General features: G+C 70.8%; 19 protein-coding genes and 1 tRNA gene. 10 read left to right on the top strand and 10 right to left on the bottom strand.

All coding sequences use genetic code 11. From position 1 onward, the window contains the following. Position 1 precedes the first annotated feature (1 nt). The 4 genes from BLT99_RS07075 to BLT99_RS07060 are packed head-to-tail and all read left to right on the top strand — an operon-like array spanning position 2 to position 3,619. A complete protein-coding gene (locus BLT99_RS07075) occupies positions 2-1,084 on the top strand; it encodes a prephenate dehydrogenase (RefSeq protein ID WP_229724836.1) in 1,083 nt (360 codons plus the stop codon). Further along, the gene (gene cmk, locus BLT99_RS07070; protein ID WP_229724835.1) at positions 1,081-1,782 is read left to right on the top strand and encodes a (d)CMP kinase; all 702 of its coding nucleotides are present in this window, start codon (positions 1,081-1,083) and stop codon (positions 1,780-1,782) included. Before BLT99_RS07075 ends, cmk begins: the two co-directional genes overlap by 4 nt. A 53-nt stretch (positions 1,783-1,835) precedes the next feature. Further along, positions 1,836-3,344 (top strand): ribosome biogenesis GTPase Der, encoded by a 1,509-nt coding sequence (gene der, locus BLT99_RS07065; protein WP_092670486.1) that lies wholly within the window; start codon positions 1,836-1,838, stop codon positions 3,342-3,344. 38 nt (positions 3,345-3,382) lie between these two features. Then, entirely contained in the window at positions 3,383-3,619 is a 237-nt protein-coding gene (locus BLT99_RS07060) for a DUF167 domain-containing protein (RefSeq protein ID WP_092675780.1), read from the top strand. On the opposite strand, the gene BLT99_RS07055 is transcribed toward BLT99_RS07060, so the two are convergent. Next, entirely contained in the window at positions 3,591-4,388 is a 798-nt protein-coding gene (locus tag BLT99_RS07055) for a YqjF family protein (protein WP_229724834.1), read from the bottom strand. The genes BLT99_RS07060 and BLT99_RS07055 overlap by 29 nt on opposite strands. Before the next feature lie 82 nt (positions 4,389-4,470). Here BLT99_RS07055 and BLT99_RS07050 point away from each other — a divergent pair, with 82 nt between their 5' ends. Continuing rightward, positions 4,471-4,914: a nitroreductase/quinone reductase family protein gene (locus BLT99_RS07050; protein ID WP_092670482.1), complete on the top strand. Its 444-nt coding sequence runs from the start codon at positions 4,471-4,473 to the stop codon at positions 4,912-4,914. 30 nt (positions 4,915-4,944) lie between these two features. Next, positions 4,945-5,901, top strand: coding sequence for a CHAD domain-containing protein (locus BLT99_RS07045; RefSeq protein ID WP_092670480.1), 957 nt, complete (start codon positions 4,945-4,947; stop codon positions 5,899-5,901). A gap of 10 nt (positions 5,902-5,911) precedes the next feature. Here BLT99_RS07045 and BLT99_RS07040 read toward each other — a convergent pair whose 3' ends face one another. Continuing rightward, entirely contained in the window at positions 5,912-6,529 is a 618-nt protein-coding gene (locus BLT99_RS07040) for a GNAT family N-acetyltransferase (protein WP_092670478.1), read from the bottom strand. 9 nt (positions 6,530-6,538) lie between these two features. Beyond that, complete coding sequence (locus BLT99_RS07035; RefSeq protein WP_092670476.1) at positions 6,539-7,075, bottom strand: nitroreductase family deazaflavin-dependent oxidoreductase; 537 nt, start codon at positions 7,073-7,075, stop codon at positions 6,539-6,541. A gap of 98 nt (positions 7,076-7,173) precedes the next feature. Between BLT99_RS07035 and BLT99_RS07030 the strand changes: the two genes are divergently transcribed. The 3 genes from BLT99_RS07030 to BLT99_RS07020 all read left to right on the top strand — a co-directional run bounded on the left by BLT99_RS07030 (position 7,174) and on the right by BLT99_RS07020 (position 8,509). After that, positions 7,174-7,674 carry a MarR family winged helix-turn-helix transcriptional regulator gene (locus tag BLT99_RS07030; RefSeq protein ID WP_092670474.1) on the top strand — a complete coding sequence of 167 codons (501 nt, stop codon included), beginning with the start codon at positions 7,174-7,176 and terminating at the stop codon, positions 7,672-7,674. Then, entirely contained in the window at positions 7,671-8,327 is a 657-nt protein-coding gene (locus tag BLT99_RS07025; RefSeq protein WP_092670472.1) for a hypothetical protein, read from the top strand. The genes BLT99_RS07030 and BLT99_RS07025 overlap by 4 nt, the downstream gene beginning before the upstream one ends. Positions 8,328-8,435: 108 nt before the next feature. Beyond that, positions 8,436-8,509 (top strand) — tRNA-Pro (locus BLT99_RS07020). A 25-nt stretch (positions 8,510-8,534) separates the two neighbouring features. Here BLT99_RS07020 and BLT99_RS07015 read toward each other — a convergent pair. Further along, positions 8,535-9,755: an IS481 family transposase gene (locus BLT99_RS07015; RefSeq protein WP_092670470.1), complete on the bottom strand. Its 1,221-nt coding sequence runs from the start codon at positions 9,753-9,755 to the stop codon at positions 8,535-8,537. 315 nt (positions 9,756-10,070) lie between these two features. Between BLT99_RS07015 and BLT99_RS07010 the strand changes: the two genes are divergently transcribed. After that, positions 10,071-10,847, top strand: a complete 777-nt coding sequence (locus BLT99_RS07010) for an SRPBCC family protein (RefSeq protein ID WP_092670467.1) — start codon at positions 10,071-10,073, stop codon at positions 10,845-10,847. 84 nt (positions 10,848-10,931) lie between these two features. Here BLT99_RS07010 and BLT99_RS07005 read toward each other — a convergent pair whose 3' ends face one another. From BLT99_RS07005 to BLT99_RS06980, 6 genes are all read right to left on the bottom strand, one after another. Then, complete coding sequence (locus tag BLT99_RS07005) at positions 10,932-12,983, bottom strand: hypothetical protein (RefSeq protein ID WP_092670465.1); 2,052 nt, start codon at positions 12,981-12,983, stop codon at positions 10,932-10,934. Continuing rightward, positions 12,980-14,056: a glycoside hydrolase family 130 protein gene (locus BLT99_RS07000; RefSeq protein WP_092670464.1), complete on the bottom strand. Its 1,077-nt coding sequence runs from the start codon at positions 14,054-14,056 to the stop codon at positions 12,980-12,982. Before BLT99_RS07000 ends, BLT99_RS07005 begins: the two co-directional genes overlap by 4 nt. A 2-nt stretch (positions 14,057-14,058) precedes the next feature. After that, positions 14,059-14,868 (bottom strand): carbohydrate ABC transporter permease, encoded by an 810-nt coding sequence (locus BLT99_RS06995; protein WP_229724848.1) that lies wholly within the window; start codon positions 14,866-14,868, stop codon positions 14,059-14,061. A 113-nt stretch (positions 14,869-14,981) separates the two neighbouring features. Beyond that, the gene (locus tag BLT99_RS06990; protein WP_092670460.1) at positions 14,982-15,935 is read right to left on the bottom strand and encodes a carbohydrate ABC transporter permease; all 954 of its coding nucleotides are present in this window, start codon (positions 15,933-15,935) and stop codon (positions 14,982-14,984) included. A gap of 11 nt (positions 15,936-15,946) precedes the next feature. Continuing rightward, positions 15,947-17,233, bottom strand: a complete 1,287-nt coding sequence (locus BLT99_RS06985) for an extracellular solute-binding protein (RefSeq protein ID WP_092670458.1) — start codon at positions 17,231-17,233, stop codon at positions 15,947-15,949. Between the two features lie 41 nt (positions 17,234-17,274). Beyond that, positions 17,275-18,342 (bottom strand): LacI family DNA-binding transcriptional regulator, encoded by a 1,068-nt coding sequence (locus tag BLT99_RS06980; protein WP_229724832.1) that lies wholly within the window; start codon positions 18,340-18,342, stop codon positions 17,275-17,277. Positions 18,343-18,449: the final 107 nt, after the last annotated feature.

Below are 18,449 nucleotides of genomic sequence, written 5' to 3'. Positions count from 1 at the left end.
CGTGGTCGAATCACGGCTGATCGGGCCGGTCCGCGTCGTCGGCGCCGGCCTGCTCGGCACGAGCGTCGCGCTCGGGCTCCGGGCGCGCGGGATCGACGTGATCCTCGCCGACGCCTCGCCCACGCACGTCGCGATCGCGGTCGATCTCGGCGCCGGCCGGCCGGCCCAGGCGGGCGACGAGCCCCAGCTCATCGTGGTGGCGGTGCCGCCGGATGTCACGGCCCGCGTCATCGCCGACGAGCTCGCGGCGTTCCCCGACGCCATCGTCACCGACGTCGCGAGCGTCAAGGCCGGCATCCTCGCCGAGCTCGTCGAGGCGGGCGCCGACGTCTCCCGGTACATCGGCTCGCACCCCCTCGCGGGGCGCGAGCGCGGCGGACCGCTCGCGGCACGCGCCGACCTCTTCGCGGGTCGGCCCTGGGTGGTCGCCGCGCACGACGAGATCAGCTACCGGCGTGCGAGCGCCATCGACGACCTCATCCTCGACCTCGGCGCGACGCTCGTCGAGATGACCCCCGAGGAGCACGACCGCGGCGTCGCGCTCATCTCGCACGTGCCCCAAGTGGTCGCGAGCATCATGGCCCGCCGATTCATCGACGCTCCGAACGCCGCGCTGGGCCTCGCCGGCCAGGGCGTGCGCGACGTCACGCGCATCGCAGCGAGCGACCCCGACCTGTGGGTGCAGATCCTCGGCGCCAACGCGGCGCCCGTCCGCGACATCCTGCTCGCCTACCGCGAGGATCTCGACCGGTTCATCGGCGCGCTGGCCGATCCGGCCGCGCCGGGCGCCCGGCGCCGCGTCGCCGAGGAGCTCACGGGCGGCAACACGGGCGTCGAGCGACTGCCCGGCAAGCACGGCACCGACAAGCGCTTCACGACGGTCATCGTCATGGTCGACGATCGCCCGGGCCAGCTCGCCCGCTTGCTCGCCGAGGTCGGCGAGATCGGCGTGAACCTCGAAGACCTCCGCCTCGAGCACTCGCCCGGCCGTCAGGTCGGCCTCGCAGAGATCGCCGTACTGCCCGAGGCGGCCGACCGACTCACCACCGAGCTGGCCGAACGCGGCTGGCGGATCGCAGGATGATGCAGCACCGACCCCACCCCATCGCGTACCCGTTCGTCGTGGCCGTCGACGGCCCTGCCGGCAGCGGCAAGTCGAGCGTCTCCAAGGAGGCCGCCCGCCGGCTCGGCTGGGGCTTCCTCGACACGGGGGCCGCGTACCGGGCGCTCGCGTGGCACGCGGCGGCCTCGCGCGTCGACACCGAGGACGCGGCATCCGTCGTCGCCTCGCTCGGCTCGTTCGACTACCGCATCGGCACCGACCCGTACGGCTACGCCGTGCACGTGGGCGGGGTGGACGTCACCGACGCGATCCGCGAGCCGTCCGTCACGGCCATCGTGAGTGCCGTCGCGCGCGTGCCCGAGGTGCGCGCGCACCTCATCGAGGTGTTCCGCGCGATCATCGCGGCCGAGAAGCGCGAGGGGATCGTCGTCGAGGGGCGCGACATCACGACGGTCGTCGCGCCCGACGCGCCGGTGCGCATCCTCCTCACCGCATCCGAAGAGACCCGGATGGCGCGGCGCTCGAAGGAGCTCGTCGGCCATTCCGCTGAGGCGACCGGCGCGCAGTTGCAGGCGCGCGACCGGGCCGACTCGAAGGTCGTCGACTTCATGAACGCCGCCGAGGGCGTCACGACCGTGGACTCGACCGACCTCGACTTCGACCAGACCGTGCAGGCGGTCCTCGACGTCATCCGCGACGCTCAGGTTCGTGCTGGTTGAATAGACAGGTTGTGCACTCGCGTGCGCGACCCCGAGACCATCCAGGAGACGCCATGACCGACCGCGACGACGAGTACGACGCGACCGACGACGACCTCGCCGATCGCCTCGCCGACGTCGACGACGACCTCGCCGAGCAGCGCGCGGCCGCCCTCCGCTCCGGGCTCGAGGACTACGAGCTCGACGATGAGGACCTCGGGCTGCTCGAGCTCTCCGAGGAGGGCGAGGAGGGCATCCGCTACCTGCCCGCCCTGCCGGTCATCGCGATCGTCGGGCGTCCGAACGTCGGCAAGTCCGCGCTCGTGAACCGCATCCTCGGTCGCCGCGAGGCCGTCGTCGAGGACACGCCGGGCGTCACGCGCGACCGCGTGTCGTACAAGGGCGAGTGGCTCGACCGGCGGTTCACGCTCGTCGACACGGGCGGGTGGGAGCCCGACGCGCGCGGCATCGACGCATCGGTGGCCGCCCAGGCCGAGGTCGCGATCGACCTCTCCGACGTCGTGCTGTTCGTCGTCGACGCCACGGTCGGGGCGACCGCGACCGACGAGCACGTCGTGCGACTGCTCCGCAAGACCAAGAAGCCCGTGTTCCTCGTCGCGAACAAGGTCGACGACGCGCGCCAGGAGCCCGAGGCCGCGGCGCTCTGGAACCTCGGACTCGGGGAGCCCCACCCGGTCTCGGCGCTGCACGGGCGCGGTGTCGCCGACCTGCTCGACGAGGTGTTCACGGTGCTCCCGCAGGTCTCCGCCGTGGCGAAGGAGGAGTTCGGCGGCCCGCGCCGCGTCGCGATCCTCGGCCGGCCGAACGTCGGCAAGTCGAGCCTGCTCAACAAGGCCGCGCGCGAGGAGCGCGTGGTGGTCAACGAGCTCGCCGGAACCACGCGCGACCCCGTCGACGAGCAGATCGAGCTCGGCGGCAAGATCTGGCGCTTCGTCGACACCGCAGGCATCCGACGCCGCGTGCACCTGCAGCAGGGCGCCGACTTCTACGCGTCGCTGCGCACCCAGGCCGCCCTCGAGAAGGCCGAGGTCGCGGTGGTGCTGCTGGATGTCTCGCAGCCGATCTCCGAGCAGGACGTGCGCATCATCGACCTCGTGCTCGAGTCGGGCCGTGCTCTGGTGCTCGCGTACAACAAGTGGGACCTCCTCGACGACGACCGTCGTCGCTACCTCGAACGCGAGATCGAGCAGGACCTGCATCACGTGCAGTGGGCGCCGCGCGTGAACATCTCCGCCAAGACCGGTCGTCACCTCGAGAAGCTCGTGCCCGCCCTCGAGACCGCGCTCGAGTCGTGGGACACCCGCATCCCGACGGGCAAGTTCAACGCGTTCCTCACCGAGCTGGTGCAGGCGCACCCGCACCCGCTGCGCGGCGGCAAGCAGCCCCGTATCCTGTTCGGCACGCAGGCATCCACACGGCCGCCGACGTTCGTGCTCTTCACCACCGGATTCCTCGACCCGGGATACCGCCGGTTCATCCAGCGGCGCCTGCGTGAGATCTACGGCTTCGTCGGCACGCCGATCGTGACCAACATGCGCGTGCGCGAGCGGCGGCAGCGCTAGTCGGCGGTGAGGCGGATGTGGCGAACGCCGTCCAGCTGATGGAGTTGACCGTGCGCGTCAAGCCGGGCAGCCGCCGCGGGCCGCTCGTCGAGTCGACGCCCGACGACCCTGCCGCGTCGCTGACCGTGCACGTGCGGGAGCGCGCGATCGACGGAGCGGCCAACGCGGGCGTGGTCGCGGCGATCGCCGCGCACTTCGGCGTACCGCGCCGTGAGGTCGAGATCGTGCGTGGTCGTACGTCGCGGATCAAGCGCGTGCGGGTCGGCGCACCCTGATCGCCGGCAACGCCCAGCTGCGCGCCTCGAGCGGGCGCGGCCGGCTGAACGCCGTGCGGACGCCCGACGAGGCGAGGACGGAGTCGGGCGGGCGCCCCGCGAGTTCCGGGAAACCGGACGCCGCGAGCAGCTGGTCGTCGAGGTGCAGCAGCTCCGCCCGCAGGAGCGGCCACGGCGCGTGGGTGTTCCGCGCCCACATCGTGCGTCCGAGGTGCTGCTCGTGGTATCCCCAGCGGGCGGTGAGGAACGCGGCCAGCTCGGCGTCGGGTGCGTCCCGCGGGACGGGCGCGCCGAGACGGGCCCGGATGCGGGTGGACGGCCTCCGGAGTCCGTGGCGACGGCTCGTGAACTCGAGCTCGATGCCCGCGGCATCCGCTCGCCGCGTCACGCTCGCGCGAGCCCAGTGGTATGGGAGCCCGAAGCCGATGCGTGCGGCGACGACCGGGAGCAGGCGCCCCGCTTCGAGGGTGCGGAAGACCACTCCGCGACGGCCGAGGTCGTCGCGGGCGTAGAGCCGCACGTTGACCTCGACGAACGTGCCGAGGCGATGCAGGGCGGGCAGCGGCGGGAAGCGCGTGTCCGAGAGCACGAACGGGATCAGCCCCACCCAGGTCGCTCCGTCGATCACGTCGGGGCGGGTGCCCTTCGGCAGGTACGACGCGACGCGCTCGGGCGCGACCCGCCAGTGCAGGAAGACGAGGTCGCGCCAGTGCTGCTCGACCAGGACCCGGCCAGGCAGTGGCGGTGCGATCGTCGGGGGTGCGTTCACGGCCCCATCCTGCCCTGCTCGGCCGCTCGCGGGCGAGGACCTTGCATCCGCTCGCTCCGATCGGCGGGCATAGGCTCGACGCATGGCCTCGCGCGGCGGGATCCTCGGCGATCGGACGATCGCTGCGCTCTCGCGCTTCCATCGCTGGGTGCTCGGCGTCACCCGTGGGCGGGTCGGCTGGCGCATCGGCGGGATGCCCACCGTGCGGCTGCACACGACCGGGCGCCACTCCGGCCAGCCGCGCACGACGATGCTCTCGGCGCCGATCGTCGAGGCCGACCGCGTCGTCCTCGTCGCCTCGAAGGGCGGCTCGGATCGGCACCCGGCCTGGTACCTCAACCTCGTCGCATCGCCCGAGGCCGTGCTCGACCTTCGCGAGGGGACGCGGGCGGTGCGTGCGCGGACGGCGAGCCCGGCCGAGAAGGCGGTGCTGTGGCCGCGTATCGTCACCGCGTACGCCGGCTACGCGCGCTACCAGCGCCGCACGCGGCGCGACATCCCCGTGGTCATCTGCGAGTCCCGCTGAGGCCATCCGTCGGCCCCGTAGCATGGGCGCATGGCGGACGCCGAGGTCGAGTCCATCGCATCCATCCCCGACGATGCCGATGCCGGTGCCGCCGCGCTCGCGGCGCTGCGGGCCATCGGCGAGCGGATGGCCCAACTCGAGCCGACGGCCGTGGCTGATGAGCCCGACGCCGTGCATCAACTGCGCACGCACGTTCGTCGGCTTCGCAGCCTGCTCGCGGCGTTCGGTCCGCTGTTCGATCCCTCCGCGACGGTCGCGCTGCGACGCCGGTACGGCGAGTACGGTCGAGAGCTCGGCACGGTGCGGGACATCGAGGTGCGCATGCAGGTCGCCCAGCGGACTCTCGAGGACGCGGCCGAGCACGACCCGCAGCGCGACGTGGTCGCCGAGCCCGAGCAGGCGGCGGAGGTGCGGCAGCGACTCATCGACGCCGAGATCGACGCGCATCGCCTCGCGCACGCGCGGTTCGTCGAGCGACAGGGGATGCCGCGCGCGGAGGCGCGCAGGGAACTGCTCGCCACGTTCCTCGCGTCACCGTCGTTCACTCCGCTCGCCTCGCGCGAGGCCAAGCCCGTGCTGGGCGACCTGATCGCGCATGAGGCGCGGAGGGCGCTCAAGCGTGCCGATCGACTCGGCAAGGATCGGGAGCCCGAGGCGTTGCACGAGGTGCGGAAGGCCGGCCGTCGGCTGCGCTATGCGGCCGAGGCGGTCGTCGACGAGCCGCTCGCGCTGTTCGGCGATCGGGCGACGCGCCTCGCGGAGGCGGGGGAGTCGCTGCACGACGTGCTGGGCGATCACCGTGACGAGGTGCTGTTCGCCGAGCACGTGCGTCGGGCCGGCGCACACGCCGCGCACGCGGGGGAGCCGTCGGCGGCGTTCGAGGCGGTTGCGGCGGCGGCCGACGAACGGGCCCGCGCCCGGCTGAAGGACCTGGACGACGCCATCGACGATCTGCGGGATGCCGTGGACGCGTGGCGGAAGCGCTGAGCCCCTGGGTTCAGTCGCGCATCTCGAGCTGCATCACCGCGCGGTGGGGCTTCGGCCGTGAGACCTCGTGGAAGCCCGCGGCCAGGTACATCGAGACCGTGCCGGGGAACAGGTCGGCCGCGGGCGGCTTGCCGTCTCGAGCGGCCGGGTCGACGGCATACGCCTCGAGCACACGCGCGCCCTGGTCGCGCGCGTAGTCGGCCGCGGCTCGGGCGAGTGCACCCGCGACGCCCCGACGCCGGAACGCGCGCGGAATCACGAAGCACGAGACCGACCAGACGGTCGCATCGTCGAAATCGTCGTCGGGGGAAGCCGAGCCGACCGGGCTGTGCGCCAGTCGGGGAAGCGCGGGACGCGGCTCGACCGCGCACCAGCCGACCGGGGTGTCGCCGTCATAGGCCAACAGTCCGGGCCCAGGACCGGGCTCGGACAATTGCGCGGCCAGGCGTTCGCGCAGGACGTCGCGCCCGGCAGCTTGGAAGTCGGCGCGGCCGAGCTTGTACCACTGGCACCAGCACCCGGCGGGGTCGCCCCGAGTGCCGAACACCGACTCGACGTCGGCGAAGGGTGCCTCGCCGGCCGGGATGATCCGCAGCGCCGTCGCTGCGGTGATCGTGTCGTTCGCCATATGCCGACGCTACCGCCGGGGTGCGACATCCGAGTCGGCCGTCGACCCGTCGGTGATCGCGCCGCCGGCCGGCTCGAGCCGGAGCGCCCGGACCGCGGCCGCGAGCCGTCGCATCTGCTCGGTTCCGGCCGTCGAGGGCTCGTCGAGGACGCCCTTCACCAGCATCGCGGCCGCCTTCGGATGGTCGCTCGCGTATCGGGTGAGCAGGTGCACGCGGTCGTCGATGTCGAGCCGATGCACATCCGCGCGGCCTCGCCGATCCATCCAATCGACCCGGATCCGACCCATCGACGTCGCGTTGGCGTACCAGTCGCTGCGCGCGCCACGGCTCGCGACGACGTGGAGCACCGGCAGCCCGTCACGGCCCGGCGTCTCGCCCCGCGCGAACACCTCGACGACGGTGCGCCGCACGGCTCGCGACCGGCGGCCGACGGTCGTCAGCATGACGAACCGCGGACCCATGATCGCGCCGAGATGCGCACGGTAGAGGTACGACGGCACGCGATTGAACCATGCGGCGACGGGACCGGGCTTCGGGATGGGCATGCGCGCAGCGTACTGGGTCGCGACGGTTCGCGGAGAGGCTGCTCGTGGGGCCCGCGGCTCACTCGTGAATCTAGGTAACGATGAAGTATGATCAAGACATGGCGCCCGAACCGACCGTGCTCGACCGGCTTCTCGAGATCAGCGAGCTCTTCCAGCGCGACATGGCGCGCGAGTTCGCCGGCACGTCGCTCTCGGCGGCGCGCACGCGCGTGCTCTGGGACCTCGCTCACGAGGGACCCTCGACCCAGCAGGCGCTCGCACGGCGCCTCGAGGTGAGCCCTCGCAACATCACCGGACTCGTCGACGCCCTCGAGGCGTCGGGCTACGTCCACCGCGCCCCGCATCCGACCGACCGCCGCGCGGTCCTGGTCTCGCTCACGCCCTCATCCGCCCAGCTCATGCGCGAGATGCAGCGCGACCACGAGGAGCTCTCCCAGACGCTGCTCGATGCCGTCGCGCCATCCGACCGCGAGGCGTTCGTGCGGGGCGCCGAGGCGATCGCGGCCCGGCTGGGCGAACTCGTCGCCGCCGCGGAGACGGGCCGCGCGACGGCGCACCGCTCGACGACGCGCGGGACGACCGAGCACGAATCGGCATGAGCGTCGAACTGCGCGAGCGAACCGCGCCATCCGCCGCCCGCCGCCTCGGCGTCACCCTGCTCCGGGCGCTCCGCGTCGAGCTGCGGATCTACGCCAACATCGGGCGGTTCCTCATGCGCCGGCCCGCGATCGCGCCCGGCGCGGCGGGCTTCGGCTACCACCGACCGGTGCTGACCATCCTGTGGATCTTCATCGTCCTGTCCGCGGTCGAGATCCCGATCCTCGACCTCATCGTGCACCGGTGGCCGGCGGTCCGCATCGCCGTGCTCGCCCTGGGCATCTGGGGGCTGACCTGGATGCTGGGGCTCCTGTTCGGCTACCTCATGCGCCCGCACACCGTCGGCCCCGACGGCATCCGCGTGCGCGAAGGGCTCGAGACCGACATCCTGCTCTCATGGGACGACATCGCCTCGGTCGCCCGCGAGCGCCGCGTCGACGAGCCGAAGACCCCGAAGATCACCGAGGCGGATGGCGCGCGCACGCTGTCGCTGCGCATGCAGGACGAGACGGTCATCCGCATCGAACTCGAACGACCGACCCCCGTGCGGCTGCCCGGCACCGCGCCCAAGGGCGGCGAGCACCTCGTGGACGACGTTCGCATCTGGGTCGACGACCCGACCGGGTTCATGGCGGCGGTGCGCGAGCACATCTGACTGCGTCTTCGGCGGGCGACGGATGGCGCGGCGCCGGGGGCCGTGCATGAGCACGCCTCCGTATGCGGCTATGATGGTCAAGTTGTCTCCGGCGGAACGCGGGAGCAACGGGATGTGGCGCAGCTTGGTAGCGCACCTGACTGGGGGTCAGGGGGTCGCAGGTTCAAATCCTGTCATCCCGACCGATGTGATGTGTCGGGACATCGTTTACAGATGTTCCGGGACATCGTTGACATGAAGCCCCTCCTTCGGGAGGGGCTTCTGTCGTTTCCGGGGTTGGTAGTCGCGGCCGGGATCGATGACGTGTTCGGCGAGGAGTTCGCCGGTGTGCCTGGCGGTGACGAGGGTTTCCGGCCCGTTCACGAGCAGGATGACGGGGGTGCCGGCGTGGGCGCGGCCGATGCCGAGGTGTCGGAGTCGGCCGGCGTAGCGGATGGTGATCGTGCCGACGTTGTCGACGGTGTCGTAGCGGACCCGCCAGTGCTCGTCGCCGTGGCGGAGTCGGGGTTCGGCTTTCGGGAGCGACCGGTACGCCTCGCCGGGGGTGCTTCGGTCGATCGCGCGATGCGGGCGGTGCTCGTTGTACAGCTCCTGGAAGTGCTCGAGCTGCTGGTTCAGGGCTTGGATCGTGTCGGCGGGCGGTTGCCGTCGGAGCCACTGCTTGAGGGTCTGGTGGAAGCGTTCGATTTTGCCCTGGGTCTGCGGGTGCGCGGGGGAGCCGTTCTTCTGGGTGATCCCGAGCCGGCCGAGCAGGGTCTCGAACCCGTTCGGTCCGCTGCCGCCGCGGGCGAACCGGGTGGTGTAGACCATGCCGTTGTCGGTCAGGGTGGACGCGGGCAGCCCGTGCATATCCGCGGCGCTGGTGAAGGTGGCGACCACGATCGGGCCGGTCACGCGGGCGTGCGCGCTGATGCGCACAAGGTAGCGGGAGTGATCGTCCAGCCAGGAGATGATCTCCACGTCGGTGCCGTCGGCGAGGGGCCAATGCGTGAAGTCGGACTGCCAGGTCTCGTTCGGCTGGACGGCTTCGAACCGGATGATCGAGGACCGCGGCCGTTTCTGCGGTTGCGGGGTCACGACGCCCTCAGCGCGCAGGATCCGCCAGATCGTGGACACGCTCGGGGCCTTCTCACCGGTGCGAGTCAGCCGATCGCGGATCGACTCGGCGCCGCCATCGAGTCCGGCGCGGGCCAGTTCGGTTCGAAGCGTCAGGATCCGCTGCCGTGTGCCTTCGGTGGTACGCGTCGGTGATCGCCGTGGCTTGCGGGAGCGTGGCTCGAGCGCGTCGTCGCCGCCTTCCCGGTACCGGTTCGCGAGCGTGGTCGCCCATTGCCGGCTGATCCCGAACCGGGCGGCGGCGTCCGCGGCGGTCAAGCCGCCGTCGACGATGGCGTGGGCGATGACACGATTCCGGTTCCCTCTCGACATGCCCCATCGTCGAGGCCGTCAACGATGTCCCGACACATCCGACATGTCGTCGATGTCCCGACACACCCGTCAACGATGTCCTGAAACCACACACTGTCATCCCGACCGAGGAACGGCCTGGAACGTCGCGGAACCCGCGCGTTCCGGGCCGTTCGCGTTTCACCCGTCGAGCTCGGCCAGCACGCTTCGGACGCGCTTCCCGAGTGTTATCCGGTGCGAGCGCAAGGGGCTGATGCCGCCTTCACGCCGGACGTACGCTCCTTCGCAGGTGGCGGCGACTACCCGTCCCACCTCGACGAAGTGAAGGAGACACCCATGACGAAGGTCGAACACAGGATCCTCGTGAACGTCCCGGTCAGCGTGGCCTACAACCAGTGGACCCAGTTCGAGGACTTCCCGCACTTCATGCACGGCATCAAGAAGGTCACCCAACTGAGCGACGACCGGCTCGAGTGGGTCGCCGACCTCGCCGGCGTCCGCCGGAAGTGGGAGGCGAGGATCCTCGAGCAGGTGCCGGACACCAAGGTCTCGTGGGCTGCGACCGAGGGCGCGACGAACGCCGGCGAGGTCACGTTCGAGGACCTCGGCGGCGGCCAGACGTCCGTACGGCTGACGTTGGAGTACGAGCCCGAGGGCCTCGTCGAGAAGGTGGGTGACAAGCTGAACGTGGTCGACCACCAGACGAAGAACGACCTCGAGCGTTTCAAGGAACTCGTCGAGTCCGAGGGTTACGCCTCCGGAGCCTGGCGGGGCACCATCGAGAACGTCCCGGGGACTCCGGGGATCGAGGACGCGGACGCGTCACGCGGTGACTCGGGCAAGGCCGGCGTGTCCGGCAAGGTTGTGGCCGCCGGGGTCGCCGCGGCTGCGGCGGCCGCAGGTGCCGCGGCGGCGACGGCCGGCAGGAAGTCGTCCGACACCGACGTCGTGGAGACCGATGTCGAGGTGATCACGCCGGTCGACACCGTTCCTGCGGTCGACGACCCCGCCGCCCGCGCGAGAACCGCTCGTCCGGAAGGGGAGCCGCTCATGACCGACGTGGTCGACCCGGACGTCGACCCCACGCTGCGTCGGGACAGCCCCGACCGCTAGACCGGTCGCACCGGCCCATGCTGCGAGCAGCAACGCCGAGGGCCCCTCATCGCGAGGGGCCCTCGGGTTCGTCCGCTTCAGGCATCACCCCGCCTCGTCGGTGGAGACGACGGCGAAGCCGCCTGACGGAATCCGGATCGTCCCGGCGCCGTCGAGATCCGCGGCCGACACCAGGCGTCCCTCCGAGTCATACAGGTTCGCGGTGGACAGCCGGTCCTCGAACCCGATCGGCACCCGCTGCGGCGATCGTGCCGACGAGTGCACCAACTCGGTCGCACCGCCCTCGCCTTCGAGGAGCAGGCGCGACACGACCGGACGCACGATGAGCGCGTCGAGCGTCACCGCATCCTTGACGACGCGAGCCGTCACCGTGGACTCCGACGCGTCGACGACGCCCTGGAGCACGCGCGGAAGGAGCACGCCGGGCACCGGGCTGATGCCCTGCGGCTCGCCCCGACCGTCGAGCGAACCGAGACCCGTGCCGTCGCTCTGCCAGATCGATCGGGCGGTCCCGTCCTCGGGGATCCACGCGACGGGCTCGACCCACCGGTCGACCTCGTCCACGCCGAGGTCGAACGTCGCCGTGTCGCGGCGATCGAGCACGAGCGTCGACCCGGAGTAGAGCGATTCACCCGTCCACGCGGACTCCGGCGCGACGACGATGCCGGTCGTTGAGACCGCATCCTCCGCCTCGACCGTGGTGAGGCCGTGTCGCGAGGCGACGTGGTCGACCGACGTCGCACGCTCGGCGAGCTCGGGACGCGCGTCGAGCGCGAGCATGGTCAACAGGCCGTGGATCGTGCTCTCGGCGCCGCTGTTGCGGTTGATGGTGCCATCGGGCTGGATGCCGTCGTAGGTCACGCCCGTCGCCGGGTCGTACATCGCCTCATCGGCTCGGTTGGCGCCGAAGAACCAGGCGGCCTGGATGGCGGCGAGTTCCGCGAACCCGGTCGATCCCGAGGCGTCCGCGACCGAGAGCAGCGACTGCACGCGCGAATCGGCTCCATACGCGATCTGGACGCGGTCGGCCGGCGTCGGGAACCAGCCGTTGTCGGGTCCACCGGCCGTCAGCAGCGTCGGCGTGAAGGACGACGAGTCGAGCACGGCCGGTTCGAGGAGCGACGTGTCGCCGAGCACGTCGGACGCCTCCGCGAGCGCGGCCGGCATCTGCGATCCCCACGCGTGCCACATCGAGCGCGACTGCGCCCACGGCAGGATGGCGCCGTACGGCCACTCGCGCACGTCGCCTGCGGACATCAGCGCGATGCCCTCCGCGAGCTTCGCGAGCGTGTCCGCGGCGGCCGCGTCATCCGGCGCCGCCTCGACGTAGGCCGACAGGCCCAGCACTGCCTCGGCGCTCGCGTCGGCGCCGTCGACGATCAGCCAGAGCGGCACCCGCATGCCGTCGGCCGTGCCGAACTCGCCGTAGTTCGTCAGCACCTGCCGATCGACGGCATCCCGGGCCAGCGACATCCGCTCGCCGAGGAATGCCGTGAAGGCGGGATCGGCGCCCTTCGCGGCGAAGGCCGCGTACCCTTCGCCGAAGGCCCACAGCGTGCGGGCCAGCCAGTAGCTCGGACCCGAGTCGGAGGGATCGGGCAGCTCGACGGGCTCGGCGCTGGGGTTGAGCTCGCCGTCGGGCTGCATCCACAGCACCACGTTGCCGGCGTTCGGGCCCTCGACGGTCTGCACGTAGGCGAGCGAGCGCAGCAGCTCGTACGCGGTCTGCCGGCTCGTCGCGTCATCCGTGAGCTGCCAGTGCCGCAGGTACACCACCGCCGCCCGGGAGATGTCGTCGGCGTTGTATGCGCCCTGGCCCCAGTGACCCGTGACCGGGTCGACCAGGCCGCCGCCGCCGACGCGCTCGAACGTGCCGCCGGGGCGCGCGTCCGCGTAGGTCCACGGCATCGTGAGGTCCGGCTCCTCGGCGAGCCGGTAGGTCGTGTGACCGTCCACCTCGTCGGGCGAGACGGTGTCCATCAGGAAGTCGAGATGCGCGAGGTTGGTCAGCGGCGCGGGTTCGGCGGCCACGGCCGGTGACGCGCCGCCGATCACCCCGGCGGCCAGTGCGACGACGGCCGTCCAGACCGCCGTTCGCGAGTGTCGTGGGACCTCGCGCGTGTGAGTCCGGGTCATTCCGCTCCTCCTCCGGTGCGGTCGAGGCGTGCGGCCCCGATCTTCGAATCGGCCATGCCGTAGAACACGTAGTGCACGCCGTCGATCTCCTCGATGGCGGTCGGGAAGACGACGTTCGGGACGATGCCGCTGCGCTCCTCCTCGGTCTCGGGCGCGAGCAGCGGCGCGGGCGTGCGCGCGAGCACCGTGCTCGGGTCCTCGGGGTCGAGGATCATCGCACCCGCGGCGTAGTTCACGTGCTGCTGCTGGGCGAACGCGCTGTCGAGCACGCCGGTCACGCCATGGTGCAGCAGGAGCCAGCCCTCCGGCACGCGCAACGGCGGCGGCCCGCCCCCGATCTTGAGCTCCTCGAACGCGTACTCCGGACCGGCCACGAAACGATGCTGCCGCCACAACGTGATCGCCGACACGTCGTCGAGCACCGCGTCGAGCGGCACGTAGCTGATCCAGATCGACTGGCGGATGTCGCTGACGCCCGCGGGCGCGCGCACGCCCTGGCCGGGCTTGGTCTCCCCGAGGTCCCACATCGGGCGGTGCAGCACGGCGAGGCTCGTCGTGCCGTCAGGCGCGGTGACGGGCTCCGGGAAGAACGTCGTGTCCTTGTTGTGGAAGAGGTTGAGGTCCATGTCGAGCGCGTCGTCGTATGCGAACAGGGCGGGCCCGAGTCGCCGCCACTCGCGCAGGTCCGTCGAGACCGCGATCGCGGTGCGCGGGCCGAGGGGGCCGTACGCGACGTAGGTCATGACGTGGAGCCCGAGCGCATCGATCCACGTCGTGCGCGGGTCCTCGACGCCGGCGTTGCCAACGCCGCGCTCCCAACCCCGGTCGGGCTCGAGCACGATGCCCTCGCGCTCGACGCCGACGGGGATGCCCGCCTCGACCACGACTCGCGCCAGGCCGACGCGTGAGACATTGCCCTCGGCGACGAGCCGGGGGAGCAGGTAGAGCGTGCCGTCGGGTGCGCGGCCCGATGCCGGGTTCAGCACGCCCTCGGCCTCGAGCGGCTCGTCGGGCAGCGGCGTCATCACGACGCCGACCCGGCTCAGCGTGTACGGAACGGTTTCGGTGACCATGGTCATCCCTTCACGCTCGAGCCGAGGTCGGTCGACACGAAGTACCTCTGGAAGAACAGGAAGAGCACGATCGCCGGGATCGAGAGCACCACGGCACCCGCCATCATCGCCCCGAACGGGTTCGCGACCGACGCGGCGATGTTCGAGATGAAGTTGGCCAGCGACACGGCGAGCGGCTGCAGCGCGGCCTCCTTCGTGATGAGGAAGGGCCACAGGAACTCGTTCCACGGACCGATGAACGAGAGGATGATCGTCGTGAGCACCGCCGGACGCACGAGCGGCAGGGCGACGCTCCACAGCACGCGCAATTCGCTCGCGCCATCGATGCGGGCGGCCTCCCAGAGCTCCTTGGGCAGCTGCACGAAGTACTGCCGGAAGATGATCACCGCCGTCGAGTTGATGAAGAACGGCAGGATCATGCCGCCGTACGAGTCGGCGAGCCCGAAATCGCGCGCGATCATCACGTACAGCGGGATCATCAGGAGCTGGAACGGCACCACCTGGACGAGCAGCGCGAGGGCGAACACCACGCCGCGCCCGCGCCAGTGCAGGATCGCCAGGGCGTACCCGGCGAGGACGCCGAACACGACGGTCCCGAGGAGGACCCCGCCGGTGAAGATTCCCGAGTTCAGGAGCCCTTGGGCCAGGTTGATCCGCTCGTTGATCGCCACGTAGTTGTCGACGGTCAGGTTGCCAGGGCTCGGGAACGCGCCGGCCAGGGTCGGATCGACCTTCGTCTGCAGGGAGCCGACCAGCATGTAGTAGAACGGGAACAGGAACGTGAACGCGCCGAGGCCGAGCACCACGTACATCAGCACCTTCGACGCGCGGCCCGCTGCCTGCGGATCTCGCGCTCGCCTGGAGGTGCGTCGCTGGGTGACGGCGGCGACGGTGTCGGTGGGCACCGGTGGCACGGGCCGAGACATCAGTCTTCCTTTCCTACGAACCTGCGCTGGATCCAGGCGATCACCAGCACCATCGCGATGAGGATGACGCCGATCGCCGCGGCGACATCGGGATTCCCCTGCTCGATGCCCTTCTGGTACATCAGGAGCACGGGTGACGCGGACGCGCCGTTCGGGCCGCCGCCGTTCGTCAGCAGGTACGGCTCGGTGAACAGGTTGGCGCCCGTGATCGTGGCGAGGAGCAGCACCAGGAAGGTGGCCGGCCGCACGCCCGGCACCGTGACCGAGAAGAACTTCCGGATCCGGCCCGCGCCGTCGACGGCCGCCGCCTCGTAGAGCTCCTTCGAGACGTTCTGCAGTGCCGCCAGGTACAGGAGGATGTAGAACGCCATGCCCTTCCACGTGACGAAGAGCGCGATCGTCGGCATCGCGAGCGTCGAGCTGACGAGCCATGACGGATCGGGTGCGAGCGGGCCCAGGATCTGGTTTACGAGCCCGTTCTGGCTGAACAGGAACAGCCAGACCGCGACGACGGCAACCGACGCGGTGACGTACGGCACGAAGTAGCTGACGCGGAAGAAGATGCCCGCGTGCACGATCGTGTTCAGGCCGTACGCGAGCAGCAGTGAGAGCACGACCGTCAACGGCACGTTGATCAGCAGGAAGATCCCGACGTTGCCGAACGACTGCCAGACCTTCGGATCCTGCAGCACCGCAGCGTAGTTGTCGAACCCCACGAACGGCCGGTCGACGACGGCGCCCGGTGCGGCGAAGAAGTAGTCCTGGAACGACATCCACACCACGAACACGATCGGGTACGCGAACACGACGAGCACGAACACGATGTAGGGCGCGCTGAACAGGAGGCCCAGCGGGTTCTCGCCGAGCCACCGGCGGCGGCCGCGCCGGGACGGCGGGGCCTCCGCCGTCCCGGTGCCGGCCGCGACGCCTGGGGCGGAGCTGACCGCGGTCATGAGGAGCCTCCTCAGCCCTCGGAGGCGAGCGAGTCGGCCTTGTCGGCCGCGTTCTCGAGGAAGGTGGAGACCTCCTCCTCGCCGAAGATCACGGACTTGGAGTAGCCGTCGCGGAATTCCTGCCAGATCTCGATCGAGTTCGGCACGTTCGGCACCTCGACGGTGCGGGAGGCCTGGTCACCGAACTGCTCGTAGGCCGGGTTGGCCGAGAAGTAGTCGGGGTAGGTGTCGGTGAGGTCCTGGCGGAGCGGCATCTGGCCGGTCGCCTCGAGCCAGGCGCCATCCTGCTCCTCGCTCGTCGAGAACTTCAGCACGTCCCACGCGGTGGCCTGGTTCTTGCACGCGGTGAACATTCCGATGTTCTTGGCGTCGCTGAACGTGTACACCTCCGACGGATCCATGCCGTCCTGCGTCGGAACCGGGACCGAGCCCCAGTTCACGCTGTCGCCGTACACCTCGATCGCCCAGGGGCCGACGATGGACATCGCCGACTGCTGGTCGGCGAACGCGTCGCCGTTGTACGCCTCCTTGCCGGCGAGGCCTTCGGAGTAGATCGTCGCCCAGAAGTCGGCGACGGCCGTGCCGTTGTCGTCGTTGAACGTCGCCTTGCCGTCCTCGAGCAGCTGGGTGCCGCCGGTCTGCGCCGCGTACAGCGGGTAGAAGTCGAACCAGCTCTGGAAGAACTCGCTCGTCGGCGCGGGCCAGATCGCGTACTTCGCCGCACCGGATGACACGAGGGTGCGTGCGGTGTCGAGGAACTCGTCGTACGTGCCGAGCGGCGGGTTCTCAGCGTCGAGTCCGGCCTGCGTGAACATGTCCTTGTTGTAGAAGATCATCACCGGGTTCGACTTCCACGGCATCTGGTAGAAGTCGCCGTCGCTCGACCGGTACTGGTCGGCCACGTCGCCGGAGCGACCCGTGATGTAGTCGTCGCCGTCCTCGAACCCCGAGAGGTTCACGAGGCCGCCCTGCTTCTGGAAGCCGGGCACGGCGGCGGGGGAGGTGTTGTAGACGAGGCAGGGCGCATTGCCCGCGGTGATCGCCGCGCCGATCGTCTCCTCGCTCGAGGCGCCGGCCGGGATCTCCTGGGCCTTGATCTGCTCGTCGGGATGGTCGGCGTTCCAGGCCTCGACCATCTGCTTGCCCCATTCGATCTCGGCCTCGTTGTTCGAATACCAGATCGTGATGTCGCCGCGGCTCTCGTTGCCTCCTCCCTCGTTCCCACCGGCGCTGCAGGCGGAGAGCGCGAGGAGGCCGATCGCCCCGAGCGCGGTCGTCGTGATGATGCGTCGTCGCATGATCGTTCCTTTCCGGGTGCGGCGGTCGCCGCGTTGGGCTGTCAGGTCGGTGGTCTCGCCGTCGACTCCCTGACCACGAGTCGCGGTGCATCCAGTTGCACGTCGCCCGGCGCGTGCCCGGCGATCGAGGACAGCAGCGTGCGGGCGGCCACGGCACCCCAGGCGACGGCATCGGTCGCGACCGAGGTCAGCGAGGGGAAGACGTGGTCGGCCAAGTCGGTGTTGTCGAATCCGGTGACGGAGAGCTCCTCGGGCACGGCGATGCCGGCGCGGCGGGCGACGGAGATTCCGGCGAGGGCCATGTGATCGTTGGAGTACACGATCGCCGTCGGCCGAACCGCACGCTCGAGGAGCGCTCGCGTGGCCCGTGCCCCTTCGCTGGCGCTGAAGTCCGTCGTCACGACGATCGGATCGTCGAGTCCGGCCTCGCGCATGGCGGACTCGAACGCGACGGTCCGCCGGTGGCCGTGGAGCATCGTGTCGGGTCCTGCGACGTGCGCGATGCGACGATGCCCCAGCGCGGCGAGGTGGTCGACGGCGGTGCGGATGCCCGCGCCGTCGTCGACGGACACCGCCGGGAAGGGGGAGTCCTGATCGGGGCGGCCGAGCGTGACCGCGGCCAGCCCGAGCTCGACCACGAGCGGCACTCGCTCATCGCCAGCCCGCAGGTCGGTGAGGATGACGCCGTCGACGCGCTTGTCGGCAGCGAGGCCGCGGTAGGTCTCGGCCTCCTCCCGGCCCGGGGTCGCCGCGGCGAGCACGAGCACCTGGCCGGACATCGAGAACTCGCTCTCGACCCCGGCGATGAACGCGTGGAAGAACGGGTCGGCGGCGATGACATCGGCGTTGCGTCCGATGACGAGGCCCAGCGCGAACGATCGGTCGACGCTGAGCGAGCGTGCCCGCACGCTCGGCCGCCAGCCGAGCTCCTGGGCGGAGGCGAGGATGCGATCCCTCGTCTCGGCGCTGACGCCGGGGCGGTCATTGAGCGCGAACGAGACGAGGCCCTTGCTGACGCCGGCGTGCGCCGCGACATCCGAGATGGTCGGTCGCCCGCGCTTCGGCGCGCCTGCCGAGCCGGCTCCCGTCATCGATGCCGCTGCCGTCATGCCGCCCATGTCCCTCCGCCCGAGGTTCCACCGCGCTAAACCGGTTTAGGCGTGACGGTACGCCCCATCCACCCAGCAGGCAAAGGCCTTGACAGCGATGGGTACCG

Source organism: Agromyces flavus (assembly GCF_900104685.1).
In the GTDB taxonomy this organism is placed as follows: Bacteria; Actinomycetota; Actinomycetes; order Actinomycetales; family Microbacteriaceae; genus Agromyces; species Agromyces flavus.
Note: the sequence above shows the minus strand (reverse complement) of the source record. Positions and strands in the feature narration are given on the sequence as shown.